Below are 12,689 nucleotides of genomic sequence, written 5' to 3' on the forward strand. Positions count from 1 at the left end.
GGGTTCGCGACCGAGGTTCGTGTATGAGCACGACAGCACGGAGCTGTCCGGAGTGTAGTGGTCGACTGCAGCGAGAACGGACCGAGACGGTCTGTGGCGAGTGCGGTCTCGTCGTCGCGGAGGACGCGATGGACCGCGGCCCCGAGTGGCGGTCGTTCGCGGACGACGACACCGACCCCGCACGCACGGGCGCGCCGCTGACTCGCTCCCGGCACGACAGGGGGCTCTCGACGGAGATCGGCTACTCGTCGCGGCTGAAGGGGCGCAAGCGCCGTCGCGTCGCACGGATGCGCCGCCAGCACAACCGCGCGCAAATCGCCTCGAAGGCCGAGCGTAACAAGGTGTACGCGTTCACCGAGATTCGCCGCCTCACCGACCGACTCCAGTTGCCCGACGCCATCCGCGACCGGTCGTGCGTGCTGTTCGAGTCGGGGCAGGACGCCGACCTGCTCCCCGGCCGGTCCATCGAGGGGTTCGCCGCCGCGGCGGTGTACGCCACCTGTCGCGCCGACCAGCTCTCGCGGACCGTCGACGAGGTGATCGACCACGCGAAGGCGACGCGGGCGGAGCTACGGACGGCCTACGACGCGCTCAACCGCGAACTCGGTCTGCCGACCGGCCCCATCGACCCCGGCCAGTACCTCGCACGGTTCGCCAGCGACCTCGACCTGCCACAGGCCATCGAACGCGAGGCCCGCGACCTGCTCGACGACCTCGACACGGCGTTCGTCACCGGCCGGAACCCGGGCGGGGTCGCCGCCGCCTGCCTCTACACCGCCGCCCGAGGGCGGAGCTATCCGCTCACGCAGGCGGAAGCGGCCGAAGCTGGGGGCGTCACGCCGGTGACGCTCCGGACGACGTACGTCGAACTGCGCGAGGACTGAGTTCGGAGCCGGGTCGAACGCTCGACACGCCTGCCCGTTCAGAACGAGTTCACCAGCACCGACCGAACGCGCTCGGCGAGGTCGGCGAACGCTACTCCTGCGACGTCGTCCCCATCCACCCGTCGAGCGGGCAGTCCGTTCGCCATCCCGTGGGCGACGGCCGGCCGCTCGGGCACCGGGACGACCGGCGCGCCGAACGTCTGCTCGACGCCGTCGGTCGGCGACGACCCGTCGGCCCGGTTCAGCGCGACGGCAACGAGTCCGGCGTCGAGTTCGCGGGCCAGCGCCCGCGCCCTGACCGCGTCCGCGAGTGCGACCCGGTCGGGCGTCGTCACCAGGACGCAGGCGTCGGCGACGAGCAGTGGGAGGCCGACGTCGCTCCCGAGGCCCGCCGGGCAGTCGACGAGGACGGTCCCGTACTCGCGTTCGACCGATTCGACACAGTCGACGAGTCGGCGTGGCTCGACCGACCGCGCCCCGGCCAGCGAGCGACCGCACGGGAGCAGGTCGACCGGGCCGTCCTCTCGGACCGCCTCGACGGCCGTCGCCCGCCCCGCCAGCACGTCGTGGAGGTCGGGGCCGCGACCCGTCGGCAGGTCGGCCATCCCGAGGTCGGCGTCGACGACCACCGCGTCGAGTTCCGCGCCGAGATTGTACGCGACGGTCGACTTGCCGACGCCGCCTTTCCCGCCGGTGACGGCGAGAATCACGCCTGCTCACCGCCGATGCGGGCCAGCGTCTCCGTCGGAACCGCCACCGACTCCGCACGCTCCCGGAGTGACTCGACACGCTCGGCCAGCGTCCGGAGGTCGGCTCGGTCCCGTGCTATCGCCTCGTCGAGCGCCCGGACGCCGTCGAGACCGCCCGCGGACCCGACGGCCTCGCTCGCCTCCTCCAGCGTCTCCGCGTCCGCGAGTCGCTCGGCCAGCGCGACCCGACGTTCGACCGCGGCGAGTCCAGCGATGGGGGTCGTGGGGCGTCTCGACTCGTCGGCGGAACCGTGAACGGCGTCAGCGTCGGGGTCATCGTCGGTACCTGCGACCTCCTCGACACCGTCGCTGCCGTCGGCGTGGTCGGTGTCGTCGGTGCAGCCACGCTGCTCGGTAGGGGTCCGAGACTCACCGTCGAGGTCCACGCCGGACCGCTGGATTCGCTCGTGGTCGGTCGTCACCGCGTCCCGTGGCGGCCGCGGGTCCGACAGCGCCCGGACCACGCCGTCGGCGCTCGCCTCGACGCTCGGCACGTCCGGGTGACCGTCGAACGTCGGGCACTCCTCCGGCGGGCCGCGCCACTCGACCCGAACCGGCGGGTCGTCGGGCGGGTCGGTCGTCGCGAACCCGACGCCCAGGTGGTCGTCGACGACGCCGGTGTAGCCGCGCTCGTCCCAGCCGGCGTCCGGGACGCCGTCGGTTCTCGGTGGGAGAATCGGCCCGTCGCCTGTCGACTCCACGCGGACTCGGCGCGGTCGGTCGGTCGTGAGCGTCAGTTCGACCAGCGTTCCCTCGCCGCAGGGCCGGGTCGTCCACTCCGCGTTCATGGCGACGTTGGCCACGCGTTCGGTGATAAACTACAGGCAGAAGCGGGGCGACGAGGGAGGAACCGCGGCTATAGCCGTATGACAGACCCGTCGAGCCAGTCGGCGGCGGTCCGGGCGTCGGGGAACCGCTCGCAGTCCAGCACGACCGGGGCGGTCGGGTCGCCCACGCGGTAGACGGCGAGTGCGGCGACGACCGGTGGCACGTCGAACGGGTCTGCGGTGTCGCGAGTGCTCGCGTCGTCGGGCGTGCCGGACGCGTCGCCCCCCTCGATACCGTCGAACTCGGCGAGTGCTGCCACGGCGGCCCGGAACTCCGGTTCGACGCGCTCGACGAGGTGACGGCGGGCCGCCCGTTCGAGGTTCGCGATTCGGTCGTCGAGTCGGCGGCGCTCCTCGCGTCGGTTCCTGAACTCGCGGCGTTCCTCGCGGGCGCGTTGCAGTGCCTGCCGTGCGGCGACGCCCGCCGTCTCGCGTTCGGTGAGTTCGCTCAGCGCGTCGGAGAGTTCGGCCTCGGCATCGCTCGGGTCGCCGTCGCCCTCGCGGAGTGCCCGGACGCGACCCTGGAGTCGGGCGACGCGTTCCCGGAGGCGGTCCACGTCGTCGCTCGTGCTGGCGACCCGTTCCCTGAGCGGTGCGGTGTCGACGCGCTGGACGCCCCCTTCGTCGAGCCTGGCGCGGAGCCGTCGAATATCGTCGTCCTGCGGCGCCTCGACGCCGCGCGTTCGTGCCGCGACGGCGAGCGCGGTCCGCGGACGGACCGCCACGTCCGGAACGACGGGGCCGATGTGCTCGAACAGCGGTCCGGGAGGCGGACAGTCGAGCCAGTCACGGTCGCCCCGAATCGCAGCGAGCACGTCCGAGCGGTCGACGCGGCCGCCGAGCTCGGCGGCGTCCGTCTCTCTCGGCGGTTCGTCGTCCAGCGCGAGCCTCATAGCTCGCGGTCGGCCATCGCGTCGGGCGTGGGGTGGTCGTACTCGTCGGCGAAGGCGGTGTACGGGAGGCTCTCGCGTTCCCGGCTCTCGTAGGCGCGGGCGGCCTCGCGCACCGACTCGGGGACCGTCTCGAACTCGTTGAACGGTTCGACGCGCTCGACGCCGACGTCGCCGGGGTGTTTCGCCCGCAGTCGGAGCGCGAGGAACGCGCCCAGTTCGGTGAACTCGAACAGCGCGACCCGGCCGAATCGGCGGACGACGCTCTCCTCGTGGCTCCGGTGGACGTTCCGCAGGGACGTGCGGGCGGTCCGCGAGTAGGCGACGACGAGCAACACGACCGCGGTTCGTGATTCTACGGACTAAAATCATGCGAACGAGAACGTCGAAGGAGCCGTCAGCGAGGAGCGACCGTCGACGGGACGGCAGTCGGTCGGAGAGAGCGATCCGAGGCCTTACTGCGTCCATCGGGTTTCTCCACTGGTCCGTCGGTCACTCGACTCGGTCGACGGTCACGGCCCCCCGGTCGAGGTCGGTGAGGTCGGCGACCCGTTCGCGGGCCTCCGAGGGGGACGACGCGAGGACGACGACGCCCTCACATTCCTCGTCACCGCTGGCGCGGTAGGCGTCCTGCTCGGCGAACTCGGTGGCGTAGGTCCGCAACACGCCCCGGACCCGGCGCTCCATCGTCGCGAGGTCGCACTCGCCCGCCTCGAACTCGCTCAGCGCGTCCTCGACGTTCCGAAGCGCCGATATCCGGTCCATCGCCTGATGCTCACGACCGGTGGGACAAAAGCGCTTCTCGTCGGTGTGCCCGCGTTCGTGGTGGCTCCCGGAACGACGGTCGTCAGGTCACGGCCCGGCGCGACTCTGGACGGCCCACCCGCCGGCGAAGTCACAGCCCTCCCGCTCGACGTACTCGATGGTCGTCTCTCGGGTCACCTCGCCGCTGCCTTCGACCGATTCGACGACGAACGGGATGTGGAGGGCGTCGCCACAGCAGCCGACGTCCGCGAACTCCTCGAAGCGCTCGCCCTCCTCGAACGTGTCGTGGGTCCGCCTGAGCCACGCGAGGAAGTGCGTCGTCGATATCTGCTGGCGACCCCAGCTACTCAGTTCGTCCGGGTGCGAGAGCACGGCGCGCGTTATCATGGGTGAGCGTAGGTGCGGTACGTGGATAGCCCTTCGGCCGTCACTGACGCGGACGCGGTTCACGCCCCCGTCCGTGCGACACTGGCTTGTCCACTCGCGTGGTCTCCTCGACGTGACACCGCCTCGCCTTCGCCCCGCTACCCCGGACGACGCGGCCGCTATCCGGCGCATCTACGCCCCGTTCGTCGAGGAGACGGCCGTCTCGTTCGAGGCCGACCCGCCGACGGTCGACGAGATGCGCGACCGAATCGAGTCGAAACCACCTGCCTACCCGTGGCTGGTCGCCGAGGGCGGGTCGGGCGTCGTCGGCTACGCCTACGCCGGACGATTCGCTTCGCGCGCGGCCTACCGGTGGGCGGTCGAGTGCTCGGTGTACGTCGCCCCCGACGCGCATCGCGGGGGAGTTGGTGGAGCACTCTACACCGGCCTCCTCGACCTGCTCGCCCGTCAGGGCTACCGGACCGCCTACGCCGGGATGACCGTCCCGAACGAGGCGAGCGCCGGTCTCCACAGCGCGATGGGGTTCACGCCCGTCGGGACGTTCGAGAACGCGGGCTACAAACGCGGTTCGTGGCACGACGTGCAGTGGTGGCAGCGTGGTCTCGGTGACGAGGCTACGGCCGACACCGGCCAGCCAGCGCCACCGCGACCGCTCCCCGAACTCGCGGACGCCGAGGTGGCGGCGGCGCTCACCGTCGAGTGACCACTGGCGCACCGCGAGTATCCTGCCGTCGCTCCACGCTCAGACCGTCCGGAGGTGGTCCTGACTCGGTTCGTAGACGTCGCCCTGCCGCCGGAGCTTCTCTATCTCGTGTTCGGCCTTCGAGCGCTCGATACCCGCGGCCTCGGCCTGGTCGAGCACCTCCTCGACGGGCGCGCCGTCGTCGTACTCGCCCTCGACCTCCCGGATGATGTCCTTGATGGAGCGCACGCGGTCGCGCTGGGTCTTCGAGCGGCCCGTCTCGACGATGTCGGCGTCGAACTCGCCGGTCTCGGGGTCCATCCCGATGTCCTCCAGCGACGAGCGCACGATGTCGATGACGCGCTGGGCGTCTTCGACCTCGACGCGGTCCGAGAGGCGAACGCGGGCAGAGGCCTCCGCGAGGCGGACCAGCCCTTCGAGTTTCCGGGCGGTGACCGGCACGGGCGAGTCGCCGTCTGTTCCCTGCGAGCGCAGGTCGACGTAGAACTCCTCGATCTCCTCTTTGGCCTCCTCGGTCATCACCGGGAAGCAGGTGCGCTTCGCGTAGGCGATGTACTTCCGCAGGAAATCGGCGTCGATGGAGGGTTCGACCGTGTCGGTCACCGTGTCGACCTCCTCGTCGGTGTAGTCGGAGGTGGCGTTCTCGGTCCGGTGGGTGTGGAGTTCGCCCGCGTAGTTCGTCGTCAGGATGTGGTCGGCGAGGTCACGGTCGCGCTCGGGGTCGGGCTTGTCCGTGATGGTGAAGATGAGGTCGAACCGCGAGATGAGTGCCGGTTCCAGATCTATCTGCTCGGCGATGGGTTCGTACTCGTCGAACCGGCCGTACTTCGGGTTCGCCGCGCCGAGCAGCGAACAGCGCGACTTGAGGGTGGCGTTGATGCCCGCCTTGGAGATGGAGATGGACTGCTGTTCGAGCGCCTCGTGCATCGCAGAGCGGTCCTCGGGGCGCATCTTGTCGAGTTCGTCCACCGCCGCGATACCCTGGTCGGCGAGGACGAGCGCCCCCGCTTCGAGCGACCACTGCTGCCCCTCGCCGAAGTCGTCGCGGACCGCGGCCGCCGTCAGCCCCGCGCTGGACGAGCCCTTCCCGGAGGTGTACACCGACCGCGGGGCGATAGAGCGGACGTACTGCAGGAGCTGGGACTTCCCCGTACCGGGGTCCCCGATGAGCAGCATGTGGAAGTCACCCCGGATGCGCGACCCGTCGGGGAGGTGCTTCGTCACGCCGGAGAACAGCTGGAGGATGATGGCGAGCTTCTCCTGCTCGTACCCCCAGATGGAGGGAGCCATCGAGCCGATCATCTGCTCGTAGATGCTGTCGTCGTCCGACAGGGAGACGATCTTGCGCTTCTCCTCGTCGGTGATGTCCATCTCCTCGAACTGCTCGTCCTCTATCTCGACGGAGATGCCGTCCATGAACACGTCGAACATGGCCGACTTCTGCTGGTTGGACTCCTGCTGGTCGAGGCGGAGGACGCCGGTGACGTTGACGTGGTCGCCCGCGGTCACCTTCCCGGTGATGTCGTCCTCGATGTGAACGTCGATGTTCTGCGGGGTCTCGCCGCCGCGAAGCCCCTCGGGGGACTCCTGGACCCGAATCTTCTGCGCGTCGACGAACTCCGACTGGTCGAAGTTGATACGGAACGGTCCCTGTCGCTCACAGCCCCCGCACTCGTGGGGTTCCTGGAAGTCGCCGCCGGTCTGGGGGATGCGGGTGAGGGTGCCACAGCGCTGGCACTCGAAGGCCGCCTGCTGTATCTTCGGTCGCACGTCGGTCGCCTTCCGGACGATGCCCCGGACCGCGATGAGTTGCCCACGGTGGCGCGCCCGGATGTCGCGGATGTCCGTCGACTGGTCGAGGTTGTGGATGCGGACGTGCGCCTGCCCGAGCGAGACGTCGACGGGCAGGTCGTACAGCCTGAGCGCTTCCTCGGCGTACTCCTGGAGCTGTCCCGGCTGGTTGCGGTACTGGTCGGCGAGGTTCTGGTCGAAGCGGTAGAGGTCGTCGTAGGAGATGTAGAGCGACCGCTGTTCGTTGGGGTACTTCCGCGCGAGGTCACCGATGTCGTTGCGGTAGTAGTTGCGGTAGAACTCCTCGAAGTCGTCGATGATGTCGGTGTTCTCCGCCTGTGCCATTGCCGACGATTCCGCCTATTCCGACAAGAACCTTCGCACTACACCCTCACTGGAAGTGAAGGTGGGTCGCTCGCGGCATCTGGTCGGCGTCCTGTCGAACGTCCCACTCGCGTCGCACAGTTCTTGCGCGTGCAGTTCCTACGGGTGTCGATGGCTACCATGGACTCCCTCGCCGACGGCGTGCAGTACGTGCGGAGTCGGGGGTTCGAGGTCACCCGCTCGACCGAGCGCGGTGAACCCGACGCGGTGGCGACGCCGCTCGACGGTGCCCGCCTGAGCGACTCCCTCCCGCCGGACGACCGTCCGCTCGCAATCGAGCGACTCGACGCCGCCGAGTGGGCCGCGGTCGGCGGCCGCTACGCCCGCGGGTCGGACCTCCCGGTCGACCCGACGACGGTGCTCGAACGCGTCGCCGGTGCCGCCCGGCAGGACCGACGCTGCCTGTTCGTCGCGACGCCGACCGTCGCCGAGGCCGCTCACGAGGTACTGACCGACCCACCGTTCGTCCGGCGTGCCACTGACGGTCACCGGGAGTTCTACCGTTCACACGACCGCGTCCACCTCGACACCGGCGCGCTGGCGGCGTGGCGCGCCTACCGCCCCGACTACCGCTGGGAGGAGGTGCCGGTCGGTCGCGGCAACGTCCGGCTCGTCTGCTACGACGGCGAGGATGTCGTCGCTCGCCTCGACTCCGTCGAGACGCTCCGCGCTCCCCCCGCCGACGCCTTCCCCTTCGCCTACCGCCGCGCGGCGGACAAGCGCCTCCACGTCTCGGCCGTCAACGGCCAGTTGCTCGGCGTCTACTCCAGCTATCGCGCGATGCGCCGAGCGGGGTTCGACCCGGTTCCCGCACCGCTCGTCCCGGAACACGTCGTCGGCGACGTCGACGTGCGCGACGCGTGGGCCATCGCCGTCGACGACGGCGAGCGCATCACGCGGGTGCTGACGCCCGACACCTGACCCGAGTCGCTCTCGTTCGGGCGAGCGTCTTCGGGCTACCGTCCTCGGTAGAAGTAGAAGGCGACCACGACGGGGACCGCCACGACCACCGCGTAGTGCCACTCTTCGGCGAACATCGGCGGTCCCCAGAGGACCAGTGCGACGACGAACCCGACCAGCGCCGCCACGACGGTCCCGCCCCTCGCGTCGCCGCGGTACTCCGCGACCGCACCGACGACGACGAACAGGACGAACGCGAGGACGGCCACCGTCCGTTCGTCGACCGACGAGAGGAACCCGTGGCCGGGGTCGAAGAAACTCTGTAGTAGCACGGCCCCTCTGAGGCGTCGCGAGGGGATAACGGCGCTCCCAGCCAGACCGGTCGCTGTACTCGACAGACGGTGCGGTATCGCACGGGGCTACTCGGGGTCGAACTGCCGTCTGCGGTCGTCGAACGCGTCGAACCCTGACGAACGAAGCACACCCGACGAAGCAAAACGGTGGAGTGGGACCGCCCGGATTTGAACGCCACTCGCTCCCTGCGGTCGCTCGTTGGTTCAAATCGGCCGCTCGTGATTGTCGCGGCGCTCACGAGTTTGTTCGCGCCGCGAAAATGGGACCGCCCGGATTTGAACCGGGGTCACGGGCACCCAAGGCCCGAAGTATACCAGGCTAACCCACGGTCCCGCAACCGAACCAAGGCGCAACCCACGGGAAAGCGTTTCGTTCCGCCGGTCACTGCACCTCACAGGTCACTACGTCCGCCGTTCTGCGGTTCTCCTTCACTCGCTCCCGCTCGTTCAGTCCGAACCGCGCTACACCTCACGGCTCCCGCTGGTCGCCGTTCGGTTCTCGGAGGTTCTCACTCCCTTCGGTCGCTCCGAATCTCCCTACTCCACCGCGAGCGCCGCACCGACAACGAGGAGTGCCATCGCCAGTGCCACACCGGCCATCGCTTCGTCCAGCACGACCCCGGCGACGACGACGCACGCCCCACCGGACAGGACGACCGAGGCGGCGACCCGACGCCTCGGTCGGGTCAGCCAGCGCCGCTCGCGGTGGTAGTCGACAGTCGCGGCGGCCACTGCGGCGACCGCCACCCCGGACGCGAGTGGCGCGCCGACCATCAGGCCGACGACGCCCACCGCGACGGTCAGGAGGACACCGCCGACCCCGACGATGCGCGACGGCACCGGTGTAGTCGCGTACCGACCGTGGTAGCCCAGTGCTGCGGCGAGGATGACGGCCCCCGTCGCCAACGCCATCGGGAGGCCGCCGGTGAGCGCGCCGAACGAGACCACGAACGCGGCCACGACGCCGCCACCGACGAGGACGGCGCCGGGTGGGAACAGGCCCCGTGGACTTCGGTCGATACTGACGGCGTAGGCGGCGAACGGGAGGAAGAAGACGAGCGCGACCGACAGCGCCAGCACCGGTCGCCGGTCGTAGGCGGCGACGAACGTCGCGAACGGGAGCGCGAGGACCCCGCCGACGAAGAGGGCGACGACGGAGAGACGGGAGGCCATGCAGACGGGGAGGAGCGGAGCGGCAAAACAGTGCGGTCGGTTCGAGTCGGTTCGGCGCGGACGGTGTTCTCGGCCACGAGGACGTCCGATTCGGCCGGATGCGTGGCGGCTGCGACCCACAAGCGTTTAATCTGCAGACTCTGTAGCCTCGGTATGCCCAACTGTCCGCTCGCAGACGAGTGCCCCAGTTTCTCCGAGCGCATCGAGGGGATGGGCTGTCAGCACTACACCAGCCGAAGCGGCACGGAGTGGTGCCAGCACTACAACCAGCCCATTCGCGACCTGAAGTCCCAGCCGGTGAAACCCGGCGAGGAGGTCGTCGTCGACGTGACGGACATCCACCGGAGCGGTGCGGGCGTCGGTCGAACCGAGGACGGGTTCATCATCCTCGTCGACGGCGTCCTGCCGGACGCCCGCGCTCGCGTGAAGGTGACCAAGGTCCGGTCGAACCACGCGCAGGCCGACGAACTCGAACGCCTCCCGATGGACGAGGAGGACGACGAAGAGGACGACGAGGAGGCCGCCGACGACGCCGACGGCGACGAGGAGGAAGACGACGGTCCCTCGCGTCCAACTCGCGAACGCCTGGGTAGCCGCGACAACTTCTGGGGCTCGTAGCGCTACCGTCTCACGAGCGGGCACGACGCTTGCCGACGCCGTTCTCCGTCACCGACGCTCTCGCCGATACGCTCTCGCCGACTCCCGTGGCCGTCCTCGATTCCAACGCGCTCTCTGTCGCGCTCCTGCGCTCTTCGCTTCCCGTCACCTCTCTCCGAGTCGCTTCACCCTCGGCGCTCGCGCTCGTGCTCGTGCCGGCCTCCCGCAGTCGGCGGCGGCCCGACGACGAGGGTTAAATCCTCGGCGAGCGTACGTTCCTCGTGAATACAGGTCCCACCACCCGCGTGTCCGCCGGGTCGCCACGCCCGCCGGTACCGTCGGACGGCGGCGAGACGACCGTCGAGTTGCTCGGTGGTCTCGACATCGAGACGACCGACGACGTCGAGATACCGGAGCGACTCGTCGACCAGGTCATCGGGCAGGACGACGCCCGCGACGTCGTCCTGAAGGCGGCCAGCCAGCGCCGTCACGTCATGATGATCGGTTCGCCGGGGACCGGGAAGTCGATGCTCGCGAAGGCGATGAGTCAACTGCTCCCCCGCGAGGAGCTGCAGGACGTCCTCGTCTACCACAACCCCGACGACGGCAACGAGCCGACGATACGGACCGTCCCGGCCGGGCAGGGGAGACAGGTCGTCGAGGAGCATCGGGAGCAGGCGAAGAAGCGCGGCCACCTGCGCTCGATGGTGATGTGGGTCGCGGTCGTCGCCGTCCTCGTCTACGCCTTCCTGTTCGCTGGCGAGCCGTTGCTGGGTATCCTCGCGGCGCTCGTCGTGTTCTACGTCTTCCGGTCGAGCGCGGGCAACCAGCGTGCGAACGTCCCGAAACTCCTCATCGACAACGCCCATCGCGACACCGCACCGTTCGAGGACGCGACGGGCGCACACGCCGGGGCGCTGCTCGGCGACGTCCGTCACGACCCCTACCAGTCCGGCGGTCTGGCGACGCCGAGTCACGACCGGGTCGAGGCCGGTGCCATCCACAAGGCGAGCGGGGGCGTGCTGTTCGTCGACGAGATCAACACGCTCGGCGTCCGCTCCCAGCAGAAGCTGATGACGGCCATCCAGGAGGGCGAGTTCGCCATCACCGGGCAGTCAGAGCAGTCATCCGGCGCGATGGTGAGGACCGACCCCGTGCCGACGGACTTCGTGATGATGGCGGCCGGGAACGTGGACGCGATGGAGAACATGCACCCAGCGCTCCGCTCGCGCATCAAGGGGTACGGCTACGAGGTGTACATGGACGACACCATCGCCGACACGCCCGACGTCCGCCGGAAGTACGCCCGGTTCGTCGCCCAGGAGGTCGCCAGGGACGGCCGCCTGCCGCCGTTCGACGCCGAGGCGGTCGCCGAAGTCGTCCTCGAAGCCCGTCGCCGTGCGGGTCGGAAGGGCCACCTCACGCTGGCGTTCCGGAACCTCGGCGGGCTGGTCCGCGTCGCTGGCGACGTCGCCCGTGCCGAGGACGCGCCCGTGACGACGCGCGACCACGTCCTCCGGGCGAAACGCCGTGCGCGCTCCATCGAGCAGCAGCTGGCCGACGAGTTCATCGAGCGCCGCAGGGACTACGACCTCTCGCTGGTCGACGGGGGCGTCGTCGGTCGGGTCAACGGCCTCGCGGTGATGGGCGAGGACTCGGGCGTCGTCCTCCCCGTGATGGCGGAGGTGACGCCCGCACAGGGCTCCGGCGAGGTCATCGCCACCGGGATGCTCCAGGAGGTGGCGAGCGAGGCGGTCCAGAACGTCTCGGCGGTCGTCAAGAAGCACGCCCGCGTCGACCTGGACGAGATGGACGTCCACGTCCAGTTCCTCGGGGCGGGCGAGGGTGGCGTCGACGGCGACTCCGCGAGCGTCACCGTCGCCGCGGCGGTCGTGAGCGCGCTGGAGGGCATCCCCGTCGACCAGTCGGTGGCGATGACGGGGTCGCTCTCGGTCCGGGGCGACGTGCTGCCCGTCGGCGGCGTCACCTACAAGATAGAGGCCGCGGCGAAGGCGGGACTGAAGACGGTCGTCGTCCCGGCGGCGAACGAGCGCGACGTACTCGTCGAGGCCGAGTACCGCGACCGGATTCGGGTCGTCCCCGTCAGTCACATCGGCGAGGTGCTGGACGTGGCGCTCGTCGACGACGTGGAGAAGGGGTCGCTGCTCGACCGCCTCTCGACGTACGCGGTGGGGTCGGGCAGCGACCGCGACCGGAACCGCCGGTCGGGACCGACGCCCGCGCCACAGTAGTTCGGCCCTCGCTCTCGTCCCTCGCGCTCGTTCT

14 protein-coding genes and 1 tRNA gene are annotated in these 12,689 nt (G+C 69.9%); 5 read left to right on the forward strand and 10 right to left on the reverse strand.

Annotated features, from left to right (window positions below; translation table 11 throughout):
• Positions 1-23: 23 nt before the first annotated feature.
• A complete protein-coding gene (locus MX571_RS04790; protein ID WP_247414447.1) occupies positions 24-884 on the forward strand; it encodes a transcription initiation factor IIB in 861 nt (286 codons plus the stop codon).
• A gap of 38 nt (positions 885-922) precedes the next feature.
• Here MX571_RS04790 and MX571_RS04795 read toward each other — a convergent pair whose 3' ends face one another.
• From MX571_RS04795 to MX571_RS04820, 6 genes are all read right to left on the reverse strand, one after another.
• The gene (locus MX571_RS04795; RefSeq protein ID WP_247414448.1) at positions 923-1,594 is read right to left on the reverse strand and encodes a MinD/ParA family ATP-binding protein; all 672 of its coding nucleotides are present in this window, start codon (positions 1,592-1,594) and stop codon (positions 923-925) included.
• Entirely contained in the window at positions 1,591-2,421 is an 831-nt protein-coding gene (locus MX571_RS04800) for a DUF7857 domain-containing protein (protein ID WP_247414449.1), read from the reverse strand. Before MX571_RS04800 ends, MX571_RS04795 begins: the two co-directional genes overlap by 4 nt.
• A gap of 68 nt (positions 2,422-2,489) precedes the next feature.
• Positions 2,490-3,353 carry a DUF7856 family protein gene (locus MX571_RS04805; protein WP_247414450.1) on the reverse strand — a complete coding sequence of 288 codons (864 nt, stop codon included), beginning with the start codon at positions 3,351-3,353 and terminating at the stop codon, positions 2,490-2,492.
• On the reverse strand, positions 3,350-3,688 hold the full coding sequence (locus tag MX571_RS04810; RefSeq protein ID WP_247414451.1) for a DUF7855 family protein: 339 nt from the start codon (positions 3,686-3,688) through the stop codon (positions 3,350-3,352). The genes MX571_RS04805 and MX571_RS04810 overlap by 4 nt, the downstream gene beginning before the upstream one ends.
• 154 nt (positions 3,689-3,842) lie before the next feature.
• Positions 3,843-4,115, reverse strand: a complete 273-nt coding sequence (locus MX571_RS04815; protein WP_247414452.1) for a DUF7854 family protein — start codon at positions 4,113-4,115, stop codon at positions 3,843-3,845.
• A gap of 87 nt (positions 4,116-4,202) precedes the next feature.
• Entirely contained in the window at positions 4,203-4,502 is a 300-nt protein-coding gene (locus MX571_RS04820) for a DUF7968 family protein (protein WP_247414453.1), read from the reverse strand.
• A 112-nt stretch (positions 4,503-4,614) separates the two neighbouring features.
• Between MX571_RS04820 and MX571_RS04825 the strand changes: the two genes are divergently transcribed.
• Positions 4,615-5,205, forward strand: a complete 591-nt coding sequence (locus MX571_RS04825) for an arsinothricin resistance N-acetyltransferase ArsN1 family B (protein WP_247414454.1) — start codon at positions 4,615-4,617, stop codon at positions 5,203-5,205.
• A gap of 39 nt (positions 5,206-5,244) precedes the next feature.
• Here the strand turns inward: MX571_RS04825 and MX571_RS04830 are convergent, their stop codons facing one another.
• Positions 5,245-7,341, reverse strand: a complete 2,097-nt coding sequence (locus tag MX571_RS04830) for a minichromosome maintenance protein MCM (RefSeq protein WP_247414455.1) — start codon at positions 7,339-7,341, stop codon at positions 5,245-5,247.
• 150 nt (positions 7,342-7,491) lie between these two features.
• Here MX571_RS04830 and MX571_RS04835 point away from each other — a divergent pair, with 150 nt between their 5' ends.
• On the forward strand, positions 7,492-8,301 hold the full coding sequence (locus MX571_RS04835) for a hypothetical protein (protein WP_247414456.1): 810 nt from the start codon (positions 7,492-7,494) through the stop codon (positions 8,299-8,301).
• Positions 8,302-8,336: 35 nt separating this feature from the next.
• Here the strand turns inward: MX571_RS04835 and MX571_RS04840 are convergent, their stop codons facing one another.
• From MX571_RS04840 to MX571_RS04850, 3 genes are all read right to left on the reverse strand, one after another.
• Entirely contained in the window at positions 8,337-8,612 is a 276-nt protein-coding gene (locus MX571_RS04840; RefSeq protein WP_247414457.1) for a hypothetical protein, read from the reverse strand.
• Positions 8,613-8,894: 282 nt separating this feature from the next.
• Positions 8,895-8,967 (reverse strand) — tRNA-Pro (locus tag MX571_RS04845).
• Between the two features lie 203 nt (positions 8,968-9,170).
• The gene (locus tag MX571_RS04850) at positions 9,171-9,806 is read right to left on the reverse strand and encodes a hypothetical protein (protein WP_247414458.1); all 636 of its coding nucleotides are present in this window, start codon (positions 9,804-9,806) and stop codon (positions 9,171-9,173) included.
• A gap of 153 nt (positions 9,807-9,959) precedes the next feature.
• On the opposite strand from MX571_RS04850, the gene MX571_RS04855 reads away from it, so the two are divergent.
• Positions 9,960-10,424, forward strand: coding sequence for a TRAM domain-containing protein (locus tag MX571_RS04855; RefSeq protein WP_247414459.1), 465 nt, complete (start codon positions 9,960-9,962; stop codon positions 10,422-10,424).
• A gap of 260 nt (positions 10,425-10,684) precedes the next feature.
• Positions 10,685-12,655: an ATP-dependent protease LonB gene (gene lonB, locus MX571_RS04860; protein ID WP_368408985.1), complete on the forward strand. Its 1,971-nt coding sequence runs from the start codon at positions 10,685-10,687 to the stop codon at positions 12,653-12,655.
• Positions 12,656-12,689 lie beyond the last annotated feature (34 nt).

The sequence above is a fragment of the Halomarina salina genome (assembly GCF_023074835.1).
GTDB lineage: Archaea > Halobacteriota > Halobacteria > Halobacteriales > Haloarculaceae > Halomarina > Halomarina salina.

Excerpts from the sequence above, each read along its gene's own strand:
- MX571_RS04790 (WP_247414447.1), top strand. The coding sequence starts at position 24 with ATGAGCACGACAGCACGGAGCTGTCCGGAGTGTAGTGGTCGACTGCAG.
- MX571_RS04800 (WP_247414449.1), bottom strand. The coding sequence starts at position 2,421 with ATGAACGCGGAGTGGACGACCCGGCCCTGCGGCGAGGGAACGCTGGTC.
- MX571_RS04835 (WP_247414456.1), top strand. The coding sequence starts at position 7,492 with ATGGCTACCATGGACTCCCTCGCCGACGGCGTGCAGTACGTGCGGAGT.
- MX571_RS04830 (WP_247414455.1), bottom strand. The coding sequence starts at position 7,341 with ATGGCACAGGCGGAGAACACCGACATCATCGACGACTTCGAGGAGTTC.
- MX571_RS04815 (WP_247414452.1), bottom strand. The coding sequence starts at position 4,115 with ATGGACCGGATATCGGCGCTTCGGAACGTCGAGGACGCGCTGAGCGAG.
- MX571_RS04855 (WP_247414459.1), top strand. The coding sequence starts at position 9,960 with ATGCCCAACTGTCCGCTCGCAGACGAGTGCCCCAGTTTCTCCGAGCGC.
- MX571_RS04850 (WP_247414458.1), bottom strand. The coding sequence starts at position 9,806 with ATGGCCTCCCGTCTCTCCGTCGTCGCCCTCTTCGTCGGCGGGGTCCTC.
- MX571_RS04805 (WP_247414450.1), bottom strand. The coding sequence starts at position 3,353 with ATGAGGCTCGCGCTGGACGACGAACCGCCGAGAGAGACGGACGCCGCC.
- MX571_RS04820 (WP_247414453.1), bottom strand. The coding sequence starts at position 4,502 with ATGATAACGCGCGCCGTGCTCTCGCACCCGGACGAACTGAGTAGCTGG.